This is a genomic window from Bifidobacterium intestinale (assembly GCF_023656765.1).
Lineage (GTDB): Bacteria > Actinomycetota > Actinomycetes > Actinomycetales > Bifidobacteriaceae > Bifidobacterium > Bifidobacterium hominis.
The window spans coordinates 258,283-283,065 of the sequence record NZ_JAMOKR010000001.1; the positions used below are offsets into that span (position 1 = coordinate 258,283).

22 protein-coding genes, 1 tRNA gene and 1 pseudogene are annotated in these 24,783 nt (G+C 57.6%); 3 read left to right on the forward strand and 21 right to left on the reverse strand.

All coding sequences use genetic code 11. From position 1 onward, the window contains the following. Nucleotides 1-24 precede the first annotated feature (24 nt). The 19 genes and pseudogenes from rimI to glmU all read right to left on the reverse strand — a co-directional run bounded on the left by rimI (nucleotide 25) and on the right by glmU (nucleotide 20,403). On the reverse strand, nucleotides 25-570 hold the full coding sequence (rimI, locus tag NBH13_RS01070; RefSeq protein ID WP_250778539.1) for a ribosomal protein S18-alanine N-acetyltransferase: 546 nt from the start codon (nucleotides 568-570) through the stop codon (nucleotides 25-27). 10 nt (nucleotides 571-580) lie between these two features. Next, nucleotides 581-1,390: a tRNA (adenosine(37)-N6)-threonylcarbamoyltransferase complex dimerization subunit type 1 TsaB gene (gene tsaB / locus NBH13_RS01075; RefSeq protein WP_250778541.1), complete on the reverse strand. Its 810-nt coding sequence runs from the start codon at nucleotides 1,388-1,390 to the stop codon at nucleotides 581-583. Nucleotides 1,391-1,474: 84 nt separating this feature from the next. Further along, nucleotides 1,475-2,104: a tRNA (adenosine(37)-N6)-threonylcarbamoyltransferase complex ATPase subunit type 1 TsaE gene (tsaE, locus tag NBH13_RS01080; protein ID WP_502801753.1), complete on the reverse strand. Its 630-nt coding sequence runs from the start codon at nucleotides 2,102-2,104 to the stop codon at nucleotides 1,475-1,477. A 1-nt stretch (nucleotide 2,105) separates the two neighbouring features. Continuing rightward, complete coding sequence (gene holA, locus NBH13_RS01085; protein WP_099595581.1) at nucleotides 2,106-3,080, reverse strand: DNA polymerase III subunit delta; 975 nt, start codon at nucleotides 3,078-3,080, stop codon at nucleotides 2,106-2,108. A gap of 33 nt (nucleotides 3,081-3,113) precedes the next feature. Then, nucleotides 3,114-4,865, reverse strand: a complete 1,752-nt coding sequence (locus tag NBH13_RS01090) for a ComEC/Rec2 family competence protein (protein WP_250778549.1) — start codon at nucleotides 4,863-4,865, stop codon at nucleotides 3,114-3,116. Further along, nucleotides 4,862-5,638, reverse strand: coding sequence for a ComEA family DNA-binding protein (locus NBH13_RS01095; RefSeq protein ID WP_250778551.1), 777 nt, complete (start codon nucleotides 5,636-5,638; stop codon nucleotides 4,862-4,864). The genes NBH13_RS01090 and NBH13_RS01095 overlap by 4 nt, the downstream gene beginning before the upstream one ends. A gap of 166 nt (nucleotides 5,639-5,804) precedes the next feature. Next, complete coding sequence (leuS, locus tag NBH13_RS01100) at nucleotides 5,805-8,777, reverse strand: leucine--tRNA ligase (protein ID WP_250778553.1); 2,973 nt, start codon at nucleotides 8,775-8,777, stop codon at nucleotides 5,805-5,807. 94 nt (nucleotides 8,778-8,871) lie between these two features. Further along, a complete protein-coding gene (locus NBH13_RS01105) occupies nucleotides 8,872-9,729 on the reverse strand; it encodes a transporter substrate-binding domain-containing protein (RefSeq protein ID WP_099571818.1) in 858 nt (285 codons plus the stop codon). A gap of 20 nt (nucleotides 9,730-9,749) precedes the next feature. Beyond that, complete coding sequence (locus NBH13_RS01110; RefSeq protein ID WP_099571817.1) at nucleotides 9,750-10,703, reverse strand: magnesium transporter CorA family protein; 954 nt, start codon at nucleotides 10,701-10,703, stop codon at nucleotides 9,750-9,752. A 235-nt stretch (nucleotides 10,704-10,938) separates the two neighbouring features. Next, on the reverse strand, nucleotides 10,939-11,721 hold the full coding sequence (locus NBH13_RS01115) for a histidine phosphatase family protein (protein WP_250778862.1): 783 nt from the start codon (nucleotides 11,719-11,721) through the stop codon (nucleotides 10,939-10,941). Next, nucleotides 11,654-12,694, reverse strand: coding sequence for a class C sortase (locus NBH13_RS01120; RefSeq protein WP_250778555.1), 1,041 nt, complete (start codon nucleotides 12,692-12,694; stop codon nucleotides 11,654-11,656). The genes NBH13_RS01115 and NBH13_RS01120 overlap by 68 nt, the downstream gene beginning before the upstream one ends. A gap of 24 nt (nucleotides 12,695-12,718) precedes the next feature. Further along, nucleotides 12,719-14,398, reverse strand: a complete 1,680-nt coding sequence (locus NBH13_RS01125) for an isopeptide-forming domain-containing fimbrial protein (protein ID WP_250778557.1) — start codon at nucleotides 14,396-14,398, stop codon at nucleotides 12,719-12,721. A 319-nt stretch (nucleotides 14,399-14,717) separates the two neighbouring features. Then, nucleotides 14,718-15,122: a pyridoxamine 5'-phosphate oxidase family protein gene (locus tag NBH13_RS01130; protein WP_099572037.1), complete on the reverse strand. Its 405-nt coding sequence runs from the start codon at nucleotides 15,120-15,122 to the stop codon at nucleotides 14,718-14,720. 488 nt (nucleotides 15,123-15,610) lie between these two features. Continuing rightward, nucleotides 15,611-16,153: pseudogene (locus NBH13_RS01135) on the reverse strand (Fic family protein); the annotation flags it as partial. A 137-nt stretch (nucleotides 16,154-16,290) separates the two neighbouring features. Next, nucleotides 16,291-16,363 (reverse strand) — tRNA-Ala (locus NBH13_RS01140). 153 nt (nucleotides 16,364-16,516) lie between these two features. Then, nucleotides 16,517-17,647: a hypothetical protein gene (locus NBH13_RS01145; RefSeq protein WP_250778559.1), complete on the reverse strand. Its 1,131-nt coding sequence runs from the start codon at nucleotides 17,645-17,647 to the stop codon at nucleotides 16,517-16,519. 123 nt (nucleotides 17,648-17,770) lie between these two features. Beyond that, nucleotides 17,771-18,502, reverse strand: coding sequence for a histidine phosphatase family protein (locus NBH13_RS01150; RefSeq protein WP_099572035.1), 732 nt, complete (start codon nucleotides 18,500-18,502; stop codon nucleotides 17,771-17,773). Nucleotides 18,503-18,610: 108 nt separating this feature from the next. Further along, the gene (gene rsfS / locus NBH13_RS01155) at nucleotides 18,611-19,018 is read right to left on the reverse strand and encodes a ribosome silencing factor (protein WP_099572039.1); all 408 of its coding nucleotides are present in this window, start codon (nucleotides 19,016-19,018) and stop codon (nucleotides 18,611-18,613) included. Nucleotides 19,019-19,020: 2 nt separating this feature from the next. Then, nucleotides 19,021-20,403 carry a bifunctional UDP-N-acetylglucosamine diphosphorylase/glucosamine-1-phosphate N-acetyltransferase GlmU gene (gene glmU / locus NBH13_RS01160; RefSeq protein ID WP_099572034.1) on the reverse strand — a complete coding sequence of 461 codons (1,383 nt, stop codon included), beginning with the start codon at nucleotides 20,401-20,403 and terminating at the stop codon, nucleotides 19,021-19,023. Nucleotides 20,404-20,749: 346 nt separating this feature from the next. Between glmU and NBH13_RS01165 the strand changes: the two genes are divergently transcribed. Continuing rightward, the gene (locus tag NBH13_RS01165; protein ID WP_250778561.1) at nucleotides 20,750-21,076 is read left to right on the forward strand and encodes a hypothetical protein; all 327 of its coding nucleotides are present in this window, start codon (nucleotides 20,750-20,752) and stop codon (nucleotides 21,074-21,076) included. After that, complete coding sequence (locus NBH13_RS01170; protein ID WP_144171395.1) at nucleotides 21,069-21,503, forward strand: hypothetical protein; 435 nt, start codon at nucleotides 21,069-21,071, stop codon at nucleotides 21,501-21,503. The genes NBH13_RS01165 and NBH13_RS01170 overlap by 8 nt, the downstream gene beginning before the upstream one ends. Nucleotides 21,504-21,519: 16 nt before the next feature. Here NBH13_RS01170 and NBH13_RS01175 read toward each other — a convergent pair whose 3' ends face one another. Together NBH13_RS01175 and NBH13_RS01180 are read right to left on the reverse strand one after the other, a co-directional pair. Next, nucleotides 21,520-22,110 carry a 3'-5' exonuclease gene (locus NBH13_RS01175; RefSeq protein ID WP_099572032.1) on the reverse strand — a complete coding sequence of 197 codons (591 nt, stop codon included), beginning with the start codon at nucleotides 22,108-22,110 and terminating at the stop codon, nucleotides 21,520-21,522. 147 nt (nucleotides 22,111-22,257) lie between these two features. Beyond that, complete coding sequence (locus NBH13_RS01180) at nucleotides 22,258-23,376, reverse strand: GuaB3 family IMP dehydrogenase-related protein (protein ID WP_099572031.1); 1,119 nt, start codon at nucleotides 23,374-23,376, stop codon at nucleotides 22,258-22,260. A 146-nt stretch (nucleotides 23,377-23,522) separates the two neighbouring features. Here NBH13_RS01180 and NBH13_RS01185 point away from each other — a divergent pair, with 146 nt between their 5' ends. Further along, complete coding sequence (locus NBH13_RS01185; RefSeq protein ID WP_099572030.1) at nucleotides 23,523-24,743, forward strand: NADP-dependent isocitrate dehydrogenase; 1,221 nt, start codon at nucleotides 23,523-23,525, stop codon at nucleotides 24,741-24,743. The last annotated feature ends 40 nt before the right edge of the window (nucleotides 24,744-24,783 follow it).

The window sequence follows — 24,783 nt, forward strand, 5'->3', positions numbered from 1 at the left end:
TGCTGTTCCGTTTGGTTGTTCTGCTTATTGTTCCGCTGCTGCGAAGCCGACGATCCTTGGCTCAAGATCAAGGCTCATGGTGTATGCGTCGATGCCTTCGGGTTGGTAGTAGCGTTTGCGCAAGCCCATTCTGGCAAAACCGAACCGTTCATACAGTGCCAAGGCAGGAATATTGTCGATGCGCACTTCAAGCAACATGCGTTGCGCCCCCTGCTCGCGCGCCCGCGCAATCAACGCTTCCATCAATGAAGCCGCGATTCCCCGCCGCTGGAACTGCTTGCCGACGCCGATCGTCATGATTTCCGCATCATCACCGTCATACCAGAAACCGGCATAGCCGCGCACGACGGGCTGCTTCGCAGCGAAACCATCTGCACCCGGCCTATCTGCGGCCGCGCAATCCACAATACCGAAATCATCAATATCGAACAGATACGTGCGTGCCGGCGCGTGGAATTCCTGACGGATTGACTGCTCGCTCCACGCTCCCCTGCCGAACAGGTCCGCTTCCAAAGCGGCCATCTGCGGCACAACGATTTCCTCGTCGATATTCATATGGTCAACGATCATGGGCCTGCCGTCACTCCGTACGTTCCGCACCGGCATGGTTGAGCACATGCTTCAACGGGTTCGGCACCGACACGTCCGGCCTGCGCAGATACAACGGTTCGATCGGCTCCAGATTCGCCAAAGCCTGTTGCGAAGTGGCGAAGGCCGCGAAACGTTCCAGTCCGGATGCACCCTCGTCGAGCAGCGCATGGTCGCTCACCATGCCGCCTTCGGGAAGACTTGCCCACGATTGCGCGTATTTCGCCGCTCCATGGCCGATGACATCGACCACATATTCCACGTTTGTATCTGACTGGCGAAGCTGTTCCAGTACCTCGTTGACGCGTCTTGCGATTGATTCGGGATAGTCGATATCCATGTCGATCAGGGTTTTCACATAGCCGCTTTCAACGTTTGCGTCACGGTCTTCGCCTGCGCTGCCGCCGACCTCATAGCCGTTGCCGTCCAGCAATGTGAAATACAGCTGCTTGCGTCGCGCATCGTTCACGGCGAGCGTCAGATGATGGCGGCCGTCACGCTCCGCGTCGCGCACAAGCACCTGCGGGGAAAGCACATTCTGCCCGATAAGCTGCGCACCGGTGGCGAAGGCGAGCGCTTTGGCTGCGACGATTCCTGCGCGTAGTCCGGTGAAGGGTGCTGGTCCGACGCCGACGATGATGCGGTCGATGTTTTTCGGTGTGAGGCCGGCTTGTTCCACGGTTGCGGCGATGTTCGCCTGTAGTTTTTCGACGTGGGTGCGTGAGTCGGTTTCGATGATGGGGTCGTGTCCGACCATGCCGACGGTTGAGCCGTATGAAGTGTCGATCACCAGTGTCTGCATTTTGTGGAAACTCCTTATGCCAAGCTGGGAACTACTGTACAACCGATGCTGGAATCGTGGTTGCTGGCTGTGTTTTAGAGGATTTTAGCGGATGTTGCGTGTGATGTTGAAGGTTTGCCAGGATTTGCCGACGGGAATGAAGGTTACGGTGCGTACGCCGTTGCTGGTGAGTTCGTTGCTGGCCGTATTGGTCGTTGTGTCTGTGCCGTCGGTGTTGAGTGGCCGGTCGATGTGGATTTCGAGGCGTTCCGGTGCGAGTGCGGCAGCCATTTGTTCGCCCCATTCCATGAGGATGATGGTGTTGTCGCTGGGGTCTTCGAGTTCTTCGTCGAGTCCGAGTGATTCGAGTTCGTCGAGTAGTCGTTCGACGGCGTTTTGGCCTGGGGCGTAGACGTTGCCGCCGAGTCGGTAGGCGTCGACGTGTATGAGGTGGGCGGAGTTGCCGTTGGGGAATTGGCCTTCGAGTTCGCGCGCGATGGTGAAGGTTGGTGAGACGATGGGTTCGCTGATGTTGAGTCCTGCGCCGAAGCCTTGTGCGAAGGTGGTTTTTCCTGCGCCGAGTGGCCCGGAGAGGAGTATGATGTCTCCTCCGCGGGTGAGGCGTGCGACGTGTTTGCCGAGTTCGCGCATGGCTTCGCCGGTTGCCGCTTCGATGGTGACGGTTTTGGTGGTGTCGCTGGTTGCGTTGGTGATGCTGGTGGTGGCCTCGCTCATGTTAGTTGGTTCGTCCTTTGTTGCTGATCAGTTCGATGGATCGTTCCAGCGCGTAGACCGGGTCCGATCCGTTGGTTTTGCTTTGTTCGTCGGCCCATGCGAGCATTTGGATGCATCGGCTCATGCCGTCGGATGTCCATCCGGGAAGCTGCCTGGTGGCGTTTTTCAGCACCCATGAATTGGTTTTCGCTTCCGCCTCGCTGATGGTGCCGGAGCGTACGGCTGACGCCTTGGCCATGGTGCGTAGTTTCATGGCGAGCGCTCCGATGAGTGCGATTGGCGCGGTGCCTTGTTCGACCGAGGCGCGCATGGCGATGATGGCGTCGGCTGTCCGCCCGGAGAGTGCGAGGTCTGCCACGCGGAAGCCGTCTACTTGGGGGTTGGCGGTGAGGTATTGGTTGACGCGTTCCAATGTTATGGGATTGTCGTCGAAGTCGAAGCAGAGTTGGCTTGCCATGGCTGCGAGTTCGCCGGTTTTGTCGCCGAGCACGGCTACGAGTTGTTGTGCGGCCATGGGTTCGATGCGTCGGTTGCGTCGCTCGAAGCATTGTATGGTGAAGTTGAGTTTCGCTTCGGCTTTTTTGAGGTCTGCAACGGTTTCTTTGACGGCTCCGGCTTTGGTGAGTTGGTCGATGAGTCGTTTGCCTTTGATGCCGCCTTCATGCTGGCAGATGACGATGCTGGTTTCGGTTGGATTGTTGACGGCTTGCTTGCAGTAGGAGACCATGGTTTCGCCGAGTTTGTCGTCGGCGTTTTGCAGGTTGGATACGATGACGATTGACTGTTCGGAGAGCAGTGATGGGCTTACCGCTTCGTCGAAGGCGTAATGGTCGGCGTTGGTTGCATCGAGTTCGATAGTTTCCGCGTCGGGATGTTTGCGTTGCGCTTGGTGGCGCAGGTCGCGTACGGCTTGCTCGTTGAGGTACGGGTCGCCTCCATAGATGAGGTGGAAGGTCGCTGCGGATGGTTTCGGCATAGTATTCAATCTCGCTGTATCGGTGGACAAGATTCATTTGTTCCATTTCATGGTTTTGAGCGTGTTGTGGGTTCGTTCGCCCCATGCTTTTACGCGTTCGACGGGATTGTGTATGAGTCGTCGGCCTGGCAGGTCTGGTTCTGGTGTTGCGATGCGGAAGAAGAGTGTGCCGGCGAGTCGTGCGACCATGTATCCGACGGCTTCGACGAGGATGATCAGCAGAGCGCCGCCCGCGCCTCCGGTCCATGGAATGGTGGCTTGCTCTCCCGATCCGAGGTTGAGGGCCATGAGTTCCATGACGGCGGTACCCCAGGACGCCAGGTTGGCGAACATGGATCCCATGTTTGGCAGTATCCATGAGATGGCGAGGCTGGCGAGTCCAGCAAGTGTGGAAAAGCCCACGAAGGGTGCGACGACCAGATTGGCCGGAATGGAGTAGACGGGCAGTTCCGGTTCGATGAGCACTTGGATCGGCAGGGTGAACAATTGCGCGGCTATGGTCATGGCCATGGTCTGTGCGATGAACGCCGGCATGATCGGCGTGAGCCATGCGCTTAACGGCCCTGCGAACAGTACGATGCCAAGCACGGCCGCGCATGATAGTGCGAATCCGAAACTGCGTGACATGTGCGGATTGACCATGAGCATGCCCAAAGTGGTCCAGTTGAGGGCGGTCAAAGCCTGTGTTCTTCGCCCGAGGAACAGGAAGCCCGCTCCGGCCAAGCCCATCAGCAGGGCTCGTGACACCGAATCGGAGGGGAACACGCACATCGACAGCATGATGTATGACATGCCGATGGCGATGGCCGTGACGCGTCTCGGCAATAGGAAAAACGAACAGGTGGTACGTATCAGAGTGGCGATAACCGCGAGATGCCCGCCGCTGACCGCCATCAGATGCAGTATGCCCGAACGTTGGAAGGCGTCTTCAAGCAGATTGGCGTATGTGGAATCAATGCCCGTGCCAGTCTTGCCATTGCCGCTGTCTGGTGGAATGTAATCCTGTCCGAGAATGCCTAATGTCAGTCCGGGAACAAGTACTTTTCCTTGGTCGGAAAGCCGTGACGTCTGTTCGAAGAACGCCTGCTGCATCATGTCGATCACGCGAAATGCGGGATTGGGTGCCCGTAGGCGTTCCACGGAGGCGATGTCCGTCAGCCATAGCGGCATGGCACCGTATTGCGACACTGCGAGCGTGCCCCGCATCCGGTATTCGCAGCCTTGTTTGAGTGTGCCGCAGTTCGGCCGGTCCGCATAGACGCGCACCCGCATCATGCTTGGCTGCGTGACCTGGCTTGCCGTGATCGTCGAAATCGTCGCATCGATCTGGCAATCGTTCGCACGCCTGTTCGAATTTACTGCGGGAGATGTCGTGTGCACCAGCGTGACAACGTCGCTTTCGCCATTTCTGGCCGCGTACGAGGCCGCATCCCTCCATTGCAATACGTCATAGGTCAACGCGGAAGACGCGCATGCCGTCGCCGCGACCACGCATACGATAATGCCGAAATGCCATGCCGCGACCACCCGCCGTATGCCGACCGGCAATCGCAGGATAGACGATCTCATGAACGGCAATCCCAACAATCCCAACAATGCCAGCAATGGCACAGTCAACACTAAAACGAGCGGCAGCATGCCGAGTCTGCCTTCCTGTTCGACGCAGTAGTCGAATCCCGCATGTGTGGCCAGACTCGCAGCCCACCCGCACAGGGCGGCCGGCAGCAGTCGCCAATCCCTGCTCCCCTGCTCCCTATCCCGCCATTCGAACGTGTTTCCTCTCATCGTGCGCACACTTGGTCTCGGAATTTCGTCAGCGTTTTCTCGCCGATGCCTTTGACTTCCAACAATTGGTCGACATTGTCGAAACGGCCGATCTGATTGCGGTAGTCGATGATGCGTTGCGCGGTCACCGGGCCTACGCCTTTCAAGGTTTGCAGTTCGTCGGATCCGGCGGTGTTGATGTTCAGCAGATCGTCAGCCGGATCGGAAGGTTCCGTCGGTTCGGATGTTGGCTCGTTCTGGTCGTTTTGCTCCATGGAAGGCTGCTGGTTTGGTGTTGTTGCCGTGGATGACGTCCCGTCTTTCATGATTTCGTTCGCCTGTGATTGTTCGGATTGCGTGATCTGCGTCTGTTGGAGCGCGCTGTAGTGGATGGCCTGTTGCACAAGCATGGTCAGGCTTGCGCACAGCGCGCACGACAGGGTGAGTATGGCGATGACCGCGTGGATGGGCTGAAAGACGAGTCGTGGACGATCACGTTTGGGCCCATCCTGTTCCGTCGACTTGTCGGCAGGTTTGACTCCGGCCAGCTCCCGCAATGAGGGTTTCGCAGGTTCCGACGTTTGTTCACGGGATATTTCAGTCGTTGCAGGTGCCACGATTGCCACAGATGGTTCGGAGGTTGCGGGAAGGGCATGTTCGCTGCGAACGTTTTGCCTGAGCGTGTTCTTTCCGTGTGTTTTGGGCACGCCAAGTCCACGCAGCCGCTGCGCGGCCTGCGATGTGGTATCGGCCTGCCTGTTCCGCCCGTTTGGCGGGGTAATAGTAATGCCCATGCATCCAAATTGGAGGATGCATGGGCATGCTGTCCAGTCGAAACGGCCCCTGTGGTCGGAGGATGCGAGTTATCCACATGTTCGGCGTGTCGCCTTATGCGGGAAAGGTTCACATCCGGTTGGATACCTTGTCAGCGGCCGTTAGTTCCGAAAGTTTTCCGAAACATCATTCCGCGGGAACGATGGACACGATCTTCGGAGCCTTGACGATGACCTTGCGCGGTTCCTTGCCGCCCAGACGGTCGGCGACGGCTTCCAACGCCATCTTCTCAAGGTCCTTCGGGTCGATGTCGGGCGAAACCTCAAGCTTAGCACGGACCTTGCCCTTGATCTGCACAACCGCGGTGACGGTGTCCTGTCCGACATAGCGTTCGTCGGCCTTCGGCCATTCGGCGTGCGCCAGCGACTCGCCGTGTCCGAGCTTGTTCCACAGTTCCTCGCAGATGTGCGGGGCGATCGGGGAAAGCATCAGGATCAGCGGTTCGACGGCTGCGCGCGGCACCTCGTCGAGGCTGGTCAAATGGTTGTTGAGCACGATGAGCTTGGCGATGGCCGTGTTCGGACGCATCGCTTCCATTTCCACGGTCACGTCGGCGATCGTGTTGTTCAACAGCTTCAGCGTCTTCGTGTCGAGTTCGCCATCGGTGACGCGCACTTCGCCGGTGTTCTCGTCGACGACGTTGCGCCACAGGCGCTGCAGGAAACGCATGGATCCGACCACGTTGCGCGTGTTCCACGGGCGGGATTCGGCCAGCGGGCCCATACCCATCTCGTACAGACGGAAAGTGTCGGCACCATAGTTCGCGTACATGTCGTCCGGCGTGATGATGTTCTTCAGGCTCTTGCCCATCTTGCCGAACTCACGGTTGGCGTGTTCGCCGTTCCAAGTGAAGGTCGGCTCGCCGTTGGCATCGGCCGGGCCTTCCACCACTTCGGCGGCTGGGACGTACTGGCCGCGGTCATCGGTGTAGGCGTACGCCTGGATCATGCCCTGGTTGAACAGCTTGTGGAACGGTTCCGCGGAATCGACGAAACCGAGGTCGAACAGCACCTTGTGCCAGAAACGGGAGTACAGCAAGTGCAACACGGCATGTTCCACACCACCGATGTACAGGTCCACGCCGCCGGACTTGCCGGCGGTTTCATTGTGGTTCGGTCCCATCCAATAGTCGAACTCGCTCTTCTCGACCATGTGTTCGGTATCGGTCGGGTCGAGGTAGCGCATGTAGTACCAGCAGGAGCCGGCCCAGTTCGGCATGGTGTTGGTGTCGCGATAGTAGGTCTTCTTGCCGTCGCCCAAGTCGAGTTCGACCTTCACCCAATCCTCATTGCGGCTCAGCGGAGCTTCAGGATTGGATTCGGCGTCTTCCGGATCGAAGGTCTTCGGACTGTAGTCCGGCACGTCTGGCAGGTTGATCGGCAGCTGGTCGTCCGGCAGCAGGTGCGGAGTGCCATCCTCGCCGTAGACGATCGGGAACGGTTCGCCCCAATAACGCTGGCGGCTGAACAGCCAGTCGCGCAGACGGTAGCTGACCGTGCCCTTGCCGACACCGGCCTCTTCCAGCCATGCGTTCACCTTGTCGATGGCCTCGTCCACGCGCAGGCCGTTGAGACTCAACGCGTCGCCCTTGGCGTGGGTGGCATCCACGGAGGAGTTGATGACAATGCCGTCGTGGGAGACGAACGGCGCCTTGCCTTCATAGTTGGCCAGATCGTCGCCGGATTCGGCCAGCGGCTGCACGGTGTAGATGACCGGCAGGCCGAACTTGACCGCGAAATCGTAATCGCGCCGGTCGCCGCCAGGCACGGCCATGATGGCGCCGGTGCCGTAGTCCATGAGCACGTAATCCGCGGTGAACAGCGGCAGCTTGGCTCCGGTGATCGGGTTGGTGGCGTACAGGCCGGTGAACAGGCCGGTCTTCTCGCCAGCCTCGTCGACACGGTCCTTGGCGGTCTTGGATTCCGCAGCCAAGCGATAGGCCTTCACTGCCTCGACCGGAGTGGCATAGCCGCCCTTCCAGTCTTCCGGAGTCTCGGCCGGCCACTCGGCGGGAACGTCTTCGAGCAGGTGATGCTCCGGGGAGACCACGGCGAACGTGGTGCCGAACAGGGTGTCGGGACGGGTGGTGTAGATCTCCATGTCTTTGGCACCGTTCGGGGTTTCGACCTCGAAATGCACGGAAGCGCCGTGGGATTCGCCGATCCAATTGCGCTGCATGAGCTTGACCTTCTCCGGCCAGTCGATGCCATCAAGATCTTCGATCAGACGGTGGCCGTATGCGGTGATGCGCATGGACCATTGGCGCAGCTCGCGCTGGAACACCGGGAAGTTGCCGCGTTCGGACTTGCCTTCGGCGGTGACCTCCTCGTTGGCGAGCACCGTGCCCAGGCCCGGGCACCAGTTCACCGGGGACTTGGAGATGTAGGCCAAACGGAAGTCGTTGAGCACGTCGGCCTGCTCGGCTTCGCTCAGGTCTCCCCACTGCTTGCCTGCGAATCCCGGAATCTCACGCTCGCCGGATTCGAACTGCTCCACCAGCGTGCTGATCGGGCGTGCGCAGCCCTTGGAACCAGACGGATTAGTGGCATCCTCGTCGTACCAGGAATCATAGATGCGGGAGAAGATCCACTGGGTCCAACGCACGTAGCCTGGGTCGATGGTGGCAAAGGAACGACGGTTGTCGAAGCTCAGTCCCATACGGTGCAGCTGGCGGCGCATGTTGGCGATGTTCTGCTCGGTGGTGATGCGCGGATGCTGACCGGTCTGGACCGCATACTGCTCGGCCGGCAGGCCGAAGGCGTCATAGCCCATGGCGTGCAGCACGTTCTCGCCCTTCATACGGTGGTAGCGGCTGACCACATCGGTGGCAAGGTAGCCCAACGGGTGACCCACATGCAGGCCCTTGCCCGACGGATACGGGAACATGTCCATCGCGAAATACGACGGGCGCCCTTCGGCGTTGCGACCCTTTCCGTCCTTCAGATCGCCGTTGACGTTAGCAGCCCAGAAAGTGCCTTCGTCATCCCAAATCTTCTGCCATTTTCCCTCAATGCCCTGAGCCAGATCCGCATTGTAACGGAACGACGGCTCGGCTGGTTCGTTCGACTGCGCCTGCGCGCTTTTCTCAATGTCACTCATAATGCATGAAACTAGCCGCGCAACTGGACACTTCGCAAGGCGCCAATCATTATGCAAGAAGCGTTTTGCAAAGCGTCACGCAAGGCGACGGCCGTCAGCCTTCTGACGCCGCTGAGAGCGTTATCGCGGGAGGGTTGATCGACATGTCGGGAACGTAGCCAGTCGACTGTTTCATCTCGTCTACGGCCTGCTTCCACGAGCCGTCGTCCATCATGGACCGCAATGCGGCGTCGACCTGTTTGGCAAGCGTGGATTGGCCGGATCTGACCGCGATCGCATACGAGCGTTCTCCGAACGTTTCGCCCACGACCTTAAGGTACCTGCCTCCCCTGTTGGATGCGAGGCCAGCCGCTATGGCGTCATCGGCCGCAATGGCGTCCGCTTGCCCGATCATCAATGCCGTCTCGCACTGCGGATACGTGTCGCGTTCGCTCACGGTCACATCCTCCGCAAGATTTCGCACGTTATCGGCGGGCAATCCGCCTTTGGCCACGCATACCGTTTTCCCGGCAAGATCATCGGTTCCGGTGATGGTTCCCGCACTGTCGGAACGCACCAGCAATGCCGCATGCACGGTCAGATACGGTCCTGCAAGCTCAACCTCACCATCCTGAACATCATCAGCGGCGAAAGCATCAACCACCATGTCCACAGTGCCGTCTTCAAGCGACGCGACACGCGTCGACGGCAGCACCTGTTTGAACACGATCTGTTTTTGCGCGAATCCCAGCACATTCGCCACATATTGCGCCACGGAAATATCGAGACCCGAATACTCTCCCCCATGCAGAAAACCCAATCCCGGCTGGTCCGCGGCCACACCAATCGCAATGGTCGGCCCTTGCGCAAGACCATTGGTGACGACGGAAATGGAAGTGCCGCACGCACTCGTGCCCAATACGACCGAAGCGGCGCATACCAACGCGGAAATGTTTCGTGACAGACGTTGCATACGCGCGATTCTACGCGCTTCTACTTGAACATGCGTGAACGTGTCAGGAACCAGGTGACGATGGCCGAAACGACCAGCGAGATTCCGATGATCACGGCGAAGCCCCACGGCTTGTCTGTCAACGGCATGCCAAGCATGCCGCCATCCTGGAAGTTCATGCCGTACATCGAGAAAACCAGCGTCGGAATCGACAGCGTGATGGAGATGATCGTGAAGATGCGCATCACGTTGTTCAGATTGTTCGACACGATCGACGCGAACGCGTCGGTCATGTTGGCAAGAACGCCACTGTAGATGTTGGCCATCTCGATAGCCTGCTTGTTTTCGGTGATGACGTCGTCGAGCAGATCCTCGTCTTCCGGATACTGCTTGATGCGCGGCAGCGTGGTCAGCTTTTCCATCACGATTTCGTTCGACTTGAGCGACGTGGTGAAATAGACCAACGTCTTGCTCAATTCGAGCAGCATGAGGATCTCACGATTCTGCATGGAATGGCGCAGCTTGAGTTCGAGCTTGTCGCTTTCACGGTCGATGATGCGCAGATACCGCAGATACATGGTGGCGTTGCGGTACAGTATCTGCAGGATGAAACGCGTTTTCATATACGTGTTGAAACCGCGGATCGTGCCTTCCATGAACGGGTGCAGCACCGGAGTGTCCTGCATGCAGACTGTGATGATGGCCGACTGCGTGATGATGATCGACAACGGGATGGTCTCGTACCAGTCTCGCCCGCCACGCTCCTCGACGGTTGGAATGTCGACGATGATCATCGTGTAATCGTCTTCCACGTCCACACGGGACCGTTCCTCGTCATCAAGTGGGGCGCGCAGGTCGGCGAGATCGACGCCGGTTTCCATGGAAACGTTGGCGAGCTCCACATCGGTCGGATCCGAAAGGCATAACCAGGATCCGTTTTCGGGTTTTTGGATCTGCTCCACCTGGCCGTTAATCGTTCTGAACATTCTCAACATGTTTCTCACCCGCCTTTCGCGCTTCCCAACGTTCTATCGCTGTACGGCAGCCCGAATCCCATAGCCTACTGCGACCAGCTTTTCGCAGCCGCTCAGGGGCCATTCGGGCAAACAACCTTATTTAGGATAGTCCAACCTTGGGAGCTAACCGACCACAAGCCGGAGATTTCATCGAGAATTCATGTTCACCGCATGCGCCCACGGTGAGCAATGGCCCACCGTGGGTTACCGCATGTCACTGCATGATGGGCTTCCACAACGGCATGTTCGGGCCGCGCAATTCCTTCGGCCCATTCTCCCAGTCCGTAAGCGCCGCGATGGCCGGGCCTTGGTTGAAGGCGTCGAGCTTCCACTGCCATGTGTCAGGTTCGGCGGGGCCACGTCTGGCATCGACGCTCATCCGCGTCCAGAAGGCGTTGCGCATGGCGCCGAGATTGTTGAGATCGTCCGGATCCATGTCAAGCAATACGGCGACGGTGGCCACGATCCATGATCCGTGGCCGACGGCGAGCAGCGTGGTTGGCATGGAATCGCCGGCATGTTCGGCGATGATGCTTCGGATGGCTTGGGCGCCACGCTGACCGGTGTGGCGGCGGCTTTCGACGCCATGCTTGGTTTCGCCCCCGGTGTGGGCGCGCCATGAATGGTAGTCGTCGGCGTACTGTTCGAGGATCTCCTCACGGGTCATGCCCTCCCATTCGCCGAAGCTGCGTTCACGCAGGTGCGGGTCGAGGACTACGTCAAGTCCGAGAAGGTCGGCAATGGCGTGGGCGGTCTGTTGGGCGCGGAAAAGGTCTGATGACACGACGACCATGCGTCGACTTGCGGCCGGCGCCTCGTTGATTTCGTCGATATTGGCGAGATACGCGCCCTTGTACGCGGGTTGGGCGAGTTCGTCATTATGGTCGGCGAGGTGCGCGACTTTCGCCCAATAGTACTTTTTGGCGAGTTCATAAGCGCTTTGGTCGGCCTGCCACCTGCCGACGATGTCGAGGGGAATGTCGATTTGGCCTTGCAGTCGTCTTGCGAGGTTGTAGGCGGTGCGTCCGTGGCGTAGGAACAATACTTCGTCGATCATGCATTTCATTGTAACTGTGGCGTGCGAGCGCGATGATGATTGCCCATACGGTGGTGAGCACGAACGCTGTGGCGGTGAGTGTTCCGTCGGTGAGGCAGCCTGTTTCGGGCGGGCATTCGTCGTGGTTTGGGATGCGTGTTCCTGTGACGAGGAGTCGGTGTGTGTTGATGCCGTATGGGGTGCAGGTCATGAGCGTGGCCTGATCGACGGTGTCGTCGTGCTTGTTTATCCAGGTGAAATCGTCGGGGGTGATGGTGCGGATGGTTTGCACTTGGTATGTGAGGGTTTCATCGAGGGTGGTGATGGTGAATTCATCGCTTTCGCGGGCTTGGTCGAGTTTGGTGAACATGAGTTTGTCGGCGAGGCCTCGGTGTGCGGTGATGACGGTGTGGGTTCCCGCTCCCCCGATCGGTAGGGATGTTCCCTTCCAGTGTCCGGCGCCGATGGCGAGCACTTGTTCGCTGGTTCCGTGCCGTATGGGTAGGTTGATGCCGAGTTTTGGGTAGTTGATGGTTGCTATGACGTCGCTGGGTGGGATGATGAGTTGTTGGTTGTATTCGATGGGATTTTGTGTTGGGGTTTTATCCTTTGTTTGGTTGTCGGTTTGGTTGTTGGTTGAGTTGTCTGCTGGATCGTCGGTTTGTGGTTTGGTTCGGTTGGCGAGGCGTGCGTTGTAGAGTTTTGCCTGCCTTTTGCTTTCTTGGATTGTCGTGTCTGTGGTGTTGGTGACGGTGGCTGCGTATGCTTTGACGTTGGCTGCTTGTTGGATGTTGTCTTCGGCGCGCATGATCAGGGGGATGCTGATGATGAGTGCTGTTGCGGTGAGCATGGCGGTTCCCACGCACCATCGGATGATGTTGCGTTTTGCCGACGTGTTTTTGTGTCGGGGTTTGTCGTGCGTGGGGACCGTCATGTGTTTCCTATCGTTGGATGCCGGTTAGCGGTCGTCAGCTGATTTGCACATGCGCAGCATTACGATGCCTCCTATGAAGAGGAGCGTTGCGATGCTGAAAAGCATGGTCAATCCTGCCGCGCCGGTCAACGGTATTTCGGTGATGGTGCGGATGTTGGTGACGACCACGGTGTGGCTGTCGCCTTTTTTAATGAGGTTGTTGGGGTCGGATTTGACGTCGATGCTCCACGTCATGGTGGCATCGTCAACGTTGACGGTGACGACTGCGCTGGGCAGCATGAGCGGTGAGTAGTCTTGGGGCGCTTGTGTTTCGGTGATGGTGTATTCGCCTTTGAGTCCTTGGATTTTGGTTTCGCCGGCTTCGAACGTGGTGGTGGTTGTGGTGTCGCTGCTGGTGGCGAGGCGGTAGTTGCCTTTGCCGAGTGATACGAGTTTCAAAGGTGTTTTGTTGTTGGTGCCTTGGGCGATGGTGAATTTCGCGCCGGTGAGCTTTTGGTTTTTGGCGTCGACCTTGCGCAATGCGATTTCACCGGTGCAGACTTTGACCTCGTTGCCGGGCTGGTTGTTGTGGTCCTGCCATGCGTTGGGGTTATGGGAGTATTCCAAGTCGATGGAGTTGACGTTGCAGGGGCTTCCGATGACCGCGTTGCCGTTGAGGCGGGCCGTGTAGGTGACGGTGATCGTCGAACCGACCGGCAGGGCTGCCTTTGATGCGTCTGAAGCGAGGATGTCTCCGTTGACGCCGAACAGCCAACTGATGGTTTTGCCGTTGACGTTTTCCTTGTAGAACGTGTCTGCCAATGCTTTGCCTCCGACGGTAATCGAAGTGAGCGAAACGTAGTCGAGGCCTGTGCCAAGCTTGTCATTCAACGCGAGATGGTAGTGATCATAGCCTGTCCAGTTAGGGATTTTCTGCGTCACGCGGTAGGTCAGATCCTTGCCTATCGCTTCGGATGCGCTGTCTTTCCACGTGCTGCCGACGTTGACTTTCTTATCGGGTGCTTCCACGCTGGATACCTTGTAGATCACCTGTCCGAGCGTCAAGGTCGTGCCACTGGCCGTGCGCAGTTGGCTGATGCCGTTGACCGCGGTGCCGTTCATCATCATGATGGACGCGGTCGTTTTGACGGCGGTTCCGCTGCTTGGCGTGGTTGTTGCCGGGGTACGGTCCACGATGGCGTAGATTCCCGGCACAAGTACGTTGCCGGTCGACATGGTGGTTTTGTCTTGGCTGGCTGTGGCGACCGCCGTTCCCTCCTGCTTGGCGAAGTTGGTTTGTTTGGCGAGGCTATTGCAGAAGTTGCGTAGCTTTCCGCTCCACAGATCGCTGCGTGAGTCGGTCAGATTCTTCACCACCCACGCCATCGGATCGTTTTTGCCGTTGACGGTGAGGTTCGCGTCGGTGGCTCCGGCTGTTTTGGCCGCCGCGGTGATGTCTGGCGCCAATGCTGTGTTCGTGGTCAGATCGTAGCCGACGATCGTGTTGCCGTCCACGCTTGCCGCAGTGTATGTGGCGAGTTGGATGGCGCGGAGGTCCTTGCCTTCGAGGCTTTCCCCGTTGCTTGCTTTCACGCTCATGGACTGTTTGACGCCCAGATCGGCTAATTGTGGAGCAGCTTGGGCCGTGCTCGGCATGGCGAGGGCCGCCATAGCGCCAATGGCGAGGAATGCTACGCATCGGCGGCGTATGGTGTGTTGTGTCATGGTTCACCTTCTTCGGTTGCTGGTTGTCGCATGAGCGTCTTCGCTTATGCGTGCAGACCAGCATGGCAGAAACCAATATTCGCCCGCCACCTCCTTAAGAAAATCTGTGGATAAGTGGATGAGCGTACACTTATCCACACTTATCCACAACCCATACATGCAGCTGTCGTATAGGGATCCATAGTCGAACCGCCGCGAACGATATGCTGCATATGCGCGATATTCCGTTCCGATAACAGCGGAGAACCGCAGACCGGACATGCTGTCCCGCCTGCGGTTCTCCGCTGTTATCGTTTCGACTAGGTCAGTATGGAACTGATCAGTCCTTGACGATGGTTTTACCTGCCGTAGCGCCCGGGGTGAGATCCTGGATTTCCGTAATCTCCAAGACCGGAATGGTTGCCGGCTTTTTCGTACCGCGTTCCTCAGCGACTTTGACCTGCTCGTCATAGATCGCATCGTCGGAATGAAGCACGACGTTGCCACGGAAGCGGTAGCCTTTCTTCTGTTCAAGATTGGCGACCGCGACGACCAGATCGCTGCCGTCAAGCAGGTTACGGTATGTTTGGCCCGCGGTGCGCTCGTGGTAGCCGATATGGTTGCTGTCGATGATGAACATGCTCATTTTCGGTCCGAGATCAACCTGGCCTTCTTTGCTGATGGTGGCCACCCATGCGAGGTTGCTGTTGAGGAATTCCTTCATCTCATCGGTGAGATCTGCCATGATGACGTCCTTTCGTTTGCGTGCCCATGGAATGCGGGCATACTTTCAGACTACGTCAAGAAACCCCGTAACGCATGTTCACCCAACGTGAATAACATCACATACGTGCCTCATCTGAACACAAATTTAGGAAAGATGCACCTGTTCCGCACTTTGTTGAGGCGTCAGACCACGATCATCTGCTATCCAATCAATCATGGAAAAGAAAGGATTGATTTTGGGTTGGCATCAGCGGTATTTGCTGGACGATATGCACGTCGAGTTGATTCGCAATGGGTTCAAAGACAAAGCCTACGGCATGCCGCTATTCGTACTCGGCTTAGATATTGTATGTGAATTTCTTTATTCCATTGATGGTTTTTCTCTCAAAAGAATTTATGCAGATTCAGACATCTCCGATTTAGCCTGGGCTTTTTGCGATGTGACAATTCTTGTTTGCTGGCTTAGGTATGTCAGACGGTATCTGCCAGAAAAAGCACAAAGGCATTTCATTCCATCCCCCATTCTCGCTTTGCTTGTATGCGCGTGCGCAGCGCTTCGGAGGCCCTGAATCTGAGAGGGCGTCTTCCTGTGAACTCGATGAGGCTCACGCCCGCCAGCTCGTCCACGTATTTGCGGATCGTCTGCTTCGTCAGCATGAGGTCGCCGCCTGCGTCTTCGAGCGTCATGGACTTGGTGGTGTCGAACAGCTCCTCCTGCATGACTGCGTAGAGAAGCAGGGTTGCGTTCGTGGACAGCGCATGTTCCTTCCGTAGCTCGTCACGTAGGACAGTCGCCTTGTCGAGCTGGTCGATTTTGACGACGAGCTCCTCGATCAGGGATTCCTGCGCCCGTTCGATGAGTCCGAGGATGGTGTATACGAAGAACGTGAGTTCCCCGCTGTTGAGTTTGTCCTCGGCCTCGGTGAACGCCTTATAGTATTCGTTCTTGTTCTCCGCGATCGTCCTGGATAGGGACAGCACGGTGGGCAGAGTGAGGTCGTGGCTGAGGTAGAGCGCGAGCAGATACCTGCCTGTCCTGCCGTTGCCGTTTTCTTTACCACCTTCGTACCACCTTATAACCGGTTTCTACCACCTTAAGACGTTTTTGAGGTTCGGCAAGCACTTCCGCGAAACAGCGTCGTTTCAACAAAAAAAGCCACCCCTTGCGGAGTGGCCCTCGATAATTGTGGAGCTAAGGGGATTCGAACCCCTGACCCTCTCCATGCCATGGAGATGCGCTACCAGCTGCGCCATAGCCCCAAAGTCTGCCTTGCAAACCTTGTATAAGATACATCACAGACATGGACCACGCAACTTTCGGCGTGTCGCCCGCATTAGGAAACTGCCATATGTAATCCGCAATATGCAATCTCGCCTCATGCGGGCGACACGGAAAGTACGGCACCGGTAACGCTAGTTGCTGCTTGCATCTCCTGTCGAACCGGCAGTACCATCGGTGGATCCCGATGTGCCAGTGCCCGTCGATCCGTCAGTGCCACTACTTCCAGTTCCCGATGATGAACCATCACCAGTGGTGCCGGACGTGCTTCCGTTCGAACCGGTACCGTTGGACGGGTCCGTTCCGGTCTGGCTGGGACCGTTGCTGGAATTATCAGATGACGATCCACTGCTTCCGGACGTGGAACCATTGGTGGTATTGCTTGACGTGCCATTGGAAGTGGGCGAGTCGGTGGAACCGCTGGTGGTCTTGCCGCTGCCATCCGTGGTGGTTTCATCATTCGAATCCGTGGAATCGGACTTGGGCTTCTGCGCAGGAACCTGCTCATTACCGGATCCGGAATCGCCAGTGTTTTCATGCGAAGGCACAACCTTCTCATGCACCACGTTACGCACCACGGTATCCGTTCCCTGACCGCCGGTGAAAGCGAGAATCAATCCCGCACTTACTCCCACACCAACCAGAGCACTGACGAATGCGATGATCGCCGGAGCGTATTTGCTATGCAACCAATTCGAGGAACGCCGTCCCGCATGCTGCACTTGGACACCACGTGCGCTACGAGCAGCGGATTTCCCGTTGGCAATGCTAGCGCTACCGACACCACGCTGCCCGTCCTGGACCACAGGAGTCTCCCCCGCTCCGGCAATATCGCCAAGCGTGCGGGTCGCATCCTCATCCTCCTGCCCGGAGGAGATGACGCGCGGCGAGCCGGACGGCGCAATCGCAACAGTGTCGGCGGACAATACCATCGTGGCATCCGACGCAACGGGAGACGAGCCGATAATCCTCGTCTCGTCACCTTTCGTGGAAGAGCCAAGCACCTGCGTTTCATCCGCAGCAGGCTCATCCGAAGCCTCATCACTACTTGACGGTAACGGCACGGCCTGTTGGAGCTTCTCCCCCGACGCCTTTAAAACGTTCTTGTACACCTGCGTGGCAACCGCGGAAACAACCGAGCCCGCAGCCACGCCAATCACCGATCCCGCGATACCGATTTTCGCGGAAAGCAGGAATGACGTGACCGCCGCCAGCGCACCCGCGCAAATCGACGAAAAAGAGATTCCTTTAAAAAAATTTTCCACAAGCCCTGACGATAGCTAATTCCGCTATGAAAGTACTGGCGATTCTGTGAAAAGCTTGAAAAAACGATGACAGGCAGCGTTCGACACCATGCATCGGCCGGCTATGGACCGATTGCAGACCCGCTACAGGTTGGGATGTTCCCATTCTTCGGTGTCAGCAATGGCGGGACCATGGTTGTAATCCATCAAACGCCAACGCAATGCGGAACCGATCTCCAATGGAATGAGCCGCACCCAGTGAGCATTGCGCATCGACAGAATGTCGGCGAAATCACCGTGCGCGTCAGCCATTCCCAGCAATGTCTGCAACGTTTGAGAAATCCACGCGCCATGCGAGAACACATACAAATCCGTGTCACGCCCGGCACGGAACGCCCAATCGTTCAGCGCTTCGACGCCACGCCGCCCCACTTCCTCTTTGGGTTCAGCGCCATATTTGAGTTCTCCGCCACGAAATTCCGCCCAGGAACGGTAATCCTCAGGGTAACGCTGCGCCAGCTCTTCGACGGAAATGCCCTCCCAGTCGCCGAAGCTGCGTTCACGCACGCGGGCATCCGGATGCACCTCCAATCCGAGCGGATCCGCGAACGCATGGGCGGTGGCTGCGGCACGCCCCAGATCCGAACAAACAACCAGCCGTTTCGCAATATCGGAACGACGGTCAACATACAGTTCACGCAACGCCTTGCCTGTTTGTTCAACCTGCCATCGGCCCACTTCGTCGAGTGGAATGTCGATCTGGCCTTGCAAGCGGTGTTGCGCATTGTAGGCGGTGCGCCCATGACGCACCAGAGTGATGGCATGAACGTGCTCCGGTACTGTGCCGCTGTGTTCAAGTTCGACGTTTCGAGGCATACTGCTTCCTTCTCCGTTGCTTTCTCGATTATGAAATTTGCGAATACTATCTCGCCTGATACGAAAACATGCCTTCCGCATCCAAACGTGAAGGCATGTTCGTACGTGTTATTCCGCGGTTTCCGTGGTCTCTTCGTCGGAAGCCTCGGGATGTTCAAGCTGCAGGTCGATGCTCGGGCAATCCTTCCACAAGCGTTCGAGGCGGTAGAAGTCGCGGGATTCCTGATGCATGACGTGAATCACGAAATCACCGTAGTCGAGCAGCACCCACTGGCCTTCGGTCAAGCCTTCACGGGAACGCGGCTGACGCTTGCCGCTCTTGAGATACAGGTCCTTTTCGATTTCTTCGGCGACGGCCAGCACCTGGCGTTCGTTCGAAGCGGTGGCGACGAGCATCGCGTCGGTGATGGCCAATGGTTCGGTGACGTCGAAGGCTACGAGGTCAGTGGCCTTCATACGGTCGGCCGCGGCTGCGGCGATGCGGATGGCGTCGATGGAATCTTGTACTGCCGGCATATTCAGCGCTCCCATTCGGGCTTCCAGCCCTCTACTACATGTTGTGTGTTTTCGGAATAGACCATGGAATCGTCCGGAACGTCGTGGCGAACCACGGAACCGGCACCGGTGGTGACGCCGCTGCCGACTTCGACAGGAGCCACGAACAGGTTGCCGGCACCGACATGCACGTTCGATCCGATGGTGGTGTGGTGCTTGTGCACGCCATCATAGTTGGCAGTGATGGTACCGCCGCCGATGTTGGTATGCTCGCCCAAGTCGGCGTCGCCCACATAGCTCAGATGCGGCACTTTAGTGCCGTTGCCGATGTGTGCCTTCTTCATTTCCACGAAGGCGCCGGCCTTGGATTCTTCACCAAGATCGTTGCCCGGGCGCAGGTACGTCCATGGGCCGATGTTGGCCGCGCGGCCAATGTGGCTCTCCTGCACGCGGGAACGCTCCACATGGGCATCGGCATCGATGACCGCACTGATAAGCGTCGTGTATGGGCCGACCTGCGCGCCCTCTCCGATTACCGTGCTGCCTTCGAGGAAGCAGCCGGGAAGGATCACGGCGTCACGTTCGATACGCACGTCATCTTCGATCCATGTGGTTTCGGGGTCGAGAATGGTCACGCCTTCACGCATCCAATGCTCGCAGACGCGCTTGTTGTGGGCTTTGGCGAGCGCCGCAAGCTGCACGCGGTCGTTGACGCCTTCGACGCTCAACGGGTCGGGGGCTGCGAATGCGCCGACGGCACCGTTGGATTTGGCGGTTTCGAGAGCATCGGTCAGGTAGAACTCGCCTTGAGCATTGTTGGATTTGAGGTTGGCAATCGCTTCAGCCAGCAGTTTGGCGTCGAACACGTAGACGGACGTGTTCACTTCGTGCACAGCCAGTTCGCTGCTGTTAGCGTCCTTCTGTTCCACAATGCGCAGCACGTTGCCTTCGCTGTCGCGGATGATGCGGCCATAGCCGGTAGGATCGTCAAGAATGGTGGTGAGCACGGTGGCACCATTGCCGCTTTGCTCATGGAAGGCAAGCAGCTGGTTCAACGTGTCGGCATCGAGCAGCGGCATATCTGAAGCTGCGATCAGCACCGAGCCGTCAAGCCCGCCTTGCTCCTTCAACTGCGTCATGGCGCACTGCACGGCTCGTCCGGTGCCAGGAATGTCATCCTGGTTGACGATGGTGACACGCTCATTGTAGGAGCGGGCCGCTTCGGCGACTCGTTCCGCCTGGTAGTGCACGACCACGGCCAACGTTTCAGGGTCGAGCGCCGCCACGGAATCCATCACACGGTTCAAAAACGTCTTTCCGGCCAAAGTGTGCAGCACTTTCGGCTTGTTGGAACGCATGCGGGTACCCTCACCCGCTGCAAGAATAATCGCGGCGCTTAATGCCATGTCTAATCTCCAATTCCTCCGGCCCTAACAAATCCAGACAAATTCAGATACGAAGCCAGTTATCCGACGTCCCATATTAAAACGAGCCCTCCCTAAACGCAAAACAACCACGTCTTGGAGCGACTTGCGGAACACTGGAACGTCAGCCTGTATGCCTCGGAATGACTGCCGTCTGATAGACGACTATAGAAAACGGCAATAACCACAAGGCGTTGCGCCGAAGAACGAGCGGATAGATTGATGTCCGACATGAACGTGGGGGTATCTCACGTAACGCATCATCGTTTTTCGAGAAGGGAATAACGACAAAATGTCAAACATCGCATACGATTGAATCGCACTCGTCGTGGCCGCGATCCTGTTCGCCGTCCTATCGTTCCTCAAACATAAGAAAAATGCAGGGTTCACTACACGCGTGCTGCTTGCAACGGCATTCGGCATCATTCTGGGAATCGCTTTCAAAGGCCATACCGATTATGTCGGCGCGGCAGGTTCCATCTGGTCCAACGCAATTACCGCACTGGTGGTTCTGCTGGCCTTGGGGCTTTTTCACCGTGCGGTATGCGACTCCGTTCATACCTTTCTTGTACGCGTCGCTCGCGTTGATTTGCGTGAGGATAGCCACCGCCCAACATCCGTCCGAAAATGGTTCGATACAGCATGCCTTGCGTAAATGGCTGTCGTGGATACTGTGCCTCGCATTGCTTATCGGCGGATCCGTCAGCTTCCTTTTCCGTGGAAACTACATCTATGAACGTGCTTTGACGCCGCATGCCGCTCAGGCCAGCGAATTCACACAATGCGACAGTTCGTCCGCTGTTGTTGCCGATGGTGAATTCACTTACATTGATTCGTATTACTACTATCACGATTGCGACAATTATCATTTCCTGAAGCAGGATGACGCGTCAAGCAGAGGTGGTTATGCTCCCCTCCATGGCAGCATGACACAGGTTCGCGACTTGGATGACCTGTCAAGCAAGACCATCTACTATCTCACACGATCAAGCAACGATAAAAAGCAGAAGACGACGGAGTATCGCAACACCGACCATTATTCCGCAGGCGAATACCGGGTCGAAGTATTCGAACGACGTTAGGTCGGACGTCGGACTGTCAGAGCATGCCGAGCAGTTCAGCCTCGTCACGCATGGCACGGTACAGCATCCATTCCTGCTTGGCGTCAGACAATGCGCGGTGTTCCTCCATGTCGGCAATATGGTAGTCGACGATAAGGGTGGAAACCTTGTGGCTTCGTTTTTCCGGATGCAGCCGGCGGCTGAGATCCAACGTGTCGACGAAATGGTGCGAGAAACGCGCGTCCTGCTGAGCATAGGCGAGCTGCACCGCATTGTCGAGGAATGACATGTCGAAGGAAGCATTGTGTGCCATGACCACGGCCGTGTCCGAACACCAACGCGCGAACTCATCCATGACTTCGCGTACGTCCGGTTTGCCGAGCAGCATGCCATCGTTGATGCCAGTCAAACCCGTGATTCTTGAAGGAACATGTTCGAACGGGTTGATGAGCTGGTCGAACTCGTCGACCAGCTCATCATTATGAATTTTGACAGCACCGATTTCGATGAGTTTGGCACCTTTGCGCACACTCAATCCGGTCGTTTCCGTATCGATCACGATGTAGTCCGTGAATCGTCCGGACAACGGGTCCAAACGTCGGGGATCGCCGCTTCTACGCACTGCCATTCATCTCACCTCTGCTGCTTCATCTGCGATGTATAGCTTAATCATTCCAACCTGACTTTCTCAGCCGAGAAAGCATAACAAAAAGATCCTGCAGCATGACACTGCAGGATCAGCAAACCGTTATTCAGGCTTTACCGAAAAGCTTGTTCAGCGGGTCGGAGCGACCGTGACCGGGCAACGCTGGAAGCTCTTGAGATCGACATAGCCGGTGGTTGCCATGGCACGACGGAGCGCACCAATGTAATTAGTAGTGCCGTCCGCATTGTGGCTGGGTCCGAACATGATGTCTTCCAGAGTGCCGACGGTGCCGACGTTCGTACGGAAGCCTCGCGGAAGCGTCTGATGCCGGGCTTCGGTACCCCAATGCATGCCCTTGCCCGGAGCTTCCTTGGCACGAGCCAGCGGGGACCCAAGCATCACAGCATCGGCGCCAAGCGCGAACGCCTTGATGAAGCTGCCGGAGTCACCCATGCCGCCGTCGGCGATCACTTGGACGTAACGGCCGCCGGACTCATCCATATAGTCGCGACGTGCCTCGGCCACATCTGCAATGGCGGTGGCCATTGGAGCATGGACACCAATGGTGTTGCGGTTCGCGGACACCGCGCCGCCGCCGAAGCCGACAAGCACGCCGGCCGCGCCGGTACGCATCAGATGCAGGGCCGCGGTGTAATTGGCGGCGCCGCCGACGATGACGGGCACATCCAAATCGTAGATAAACTTCTTCAGGTTCAACGGCTCGTGATCCTGGGAGACATGCTCGGCGGAGACGACCGTGCCACGGATGACGAACAGGTCGACGCCCGCTTCGAGAACGGTCGAGTAATAGTCCTGCGTGCGCTGCGGAGACAGTGCGCCCGCAACGGTGACGCCGGCGTCACGAATCTCATGCAGACGCTCGACAATGAGCTCCGGCTTGATCGGCTCGGCGTAGATCTGCTGAATACGTTCGGTCGCGCTTTCAGCCGGCAGCTCGGCGATTTCGTCAAGCAACGGCTGCGGATCGTCGTAGCGGGTCCACAGACCTTCGAGGTCGAGCACGCCAAGAGCGCCCATCTTGCCCATGGCGATGGCGGTGGCCGGGCTGGTCACCGAATCCATCGGCGCGCCGATGACCGGCACATCGAATTCATAGGCGTCAACCTGCCAAGAAGTGGACACATCCTGCGGATCGCGAGTACGACGGGAGGGAACGATGGAAACGTCGTCCAGAGAGTACGCCAGACGACCCTTCTTGCCCAAACCGATTTCAATTTCCTGAGACATGCTTTCAAGGCTAATGCTCAGCAATGACAGTATGCAAGAGCGTGTCACCCGCCGCCACCCCGTTTTTTGGACATTAACAGGTATCGTTAACACGTTCGTTATAAGACAGGAACTTATCACCTTCAATCCCGACAGGAGAACAACACATGGCCAAAATCAAGGTCGAAGGCAAGGTCGTCGAACTCGACGGCGACGAAATGACCCGCGTCATCTGGAAAGACATCAAGGATCGCCTGATCCTTCCGTACCTCGACGTGGATCTCGAATATTACGATCTCGGCATCGAAAACCGCGATGCTACCGACGATCAGGTGACCGTCGACGCGGCGAAGGCCATCCAGCGTGAGCATGTCGGCGTGAAGTGCGCCACCATCACGCCGGACGAGGCGCGTGTCAAGGAATTCGGCCTGAAGAAGATGTGGAAGTCCCCCAATGGCACCATTCGCAATATTCTCGGCGGAACCATTTTCCGCGAGCCGATCGTGATGAGCAACGTTCCGCGTCTGGTTCCCGGCTGGACCAAACCGATCGTGGTAGCCCGACATGCGTTCGGCGACCAGTATAAGGCCACTGATTTCAAGGTTCCGGGGGCAGGCACGCTCACCGTCACCTTCACTCCGGAAGATGGTTCCGAGCCGATCGAGCATGTCGTGTACAACTATGGCGCCGACGGCGGCGTGGCCCAGGTGCAGTACAATGTGAACGATTCCATCCGTGGTTTCGCCCGCGCGTGCTTCAACTATGGTCTGATGCGCGGCTATCCGGTGTATCTTTCCACCAAGAACACGATTCTCAAGGCCTACGACGGCCAGTTCAAAGATACGTTCGCCGAAGTGTTCGAAAACGAATACAAAGACAAGTACGCCGCAGCGGGCCTGACCTATGAGCATCGTCTGATCGATGATATGGTGGCCAGTTCCCTCAAGTGGCATGGCGGCTACATTTGGGCCTGCAAGAACTATGATGGCGACGTGCAGTCCGATTCCGTGGCGCAAGGCTTCGGATCTCTCGGCCTCATGACCTCCGTGCTCATGACCCCTGACGGACAGACCGTCGAGGCCGAGGCCGCGCATGGCACCGTGACCCGCCACTACCGCCGTTGGCAGAAGGGCGAGAAGACCTCCACCAATCCGATCGCATCGATTTTCGCTTGGACCGGCGGCCTCAAGCACCGCGCCGACTTGGATAACACTCCGGAAGTCAAGCATTTCGCCGAAACATTGGAGAAAGTCATCGTGTCCACCGTTGAAGGCGGCCAGATGACCAAGGATCTCGCCATGCTCGTTGGTCCGGATCAGGCCTGGCTTGACACCGAAGGCTTCATGAACGCTTTGGACGAAAATCTCGCCAAGGCTCTGGCTGAATGATTCTTAGCCGAATAACCTTTGGCTGAACGTCCAACAGCAG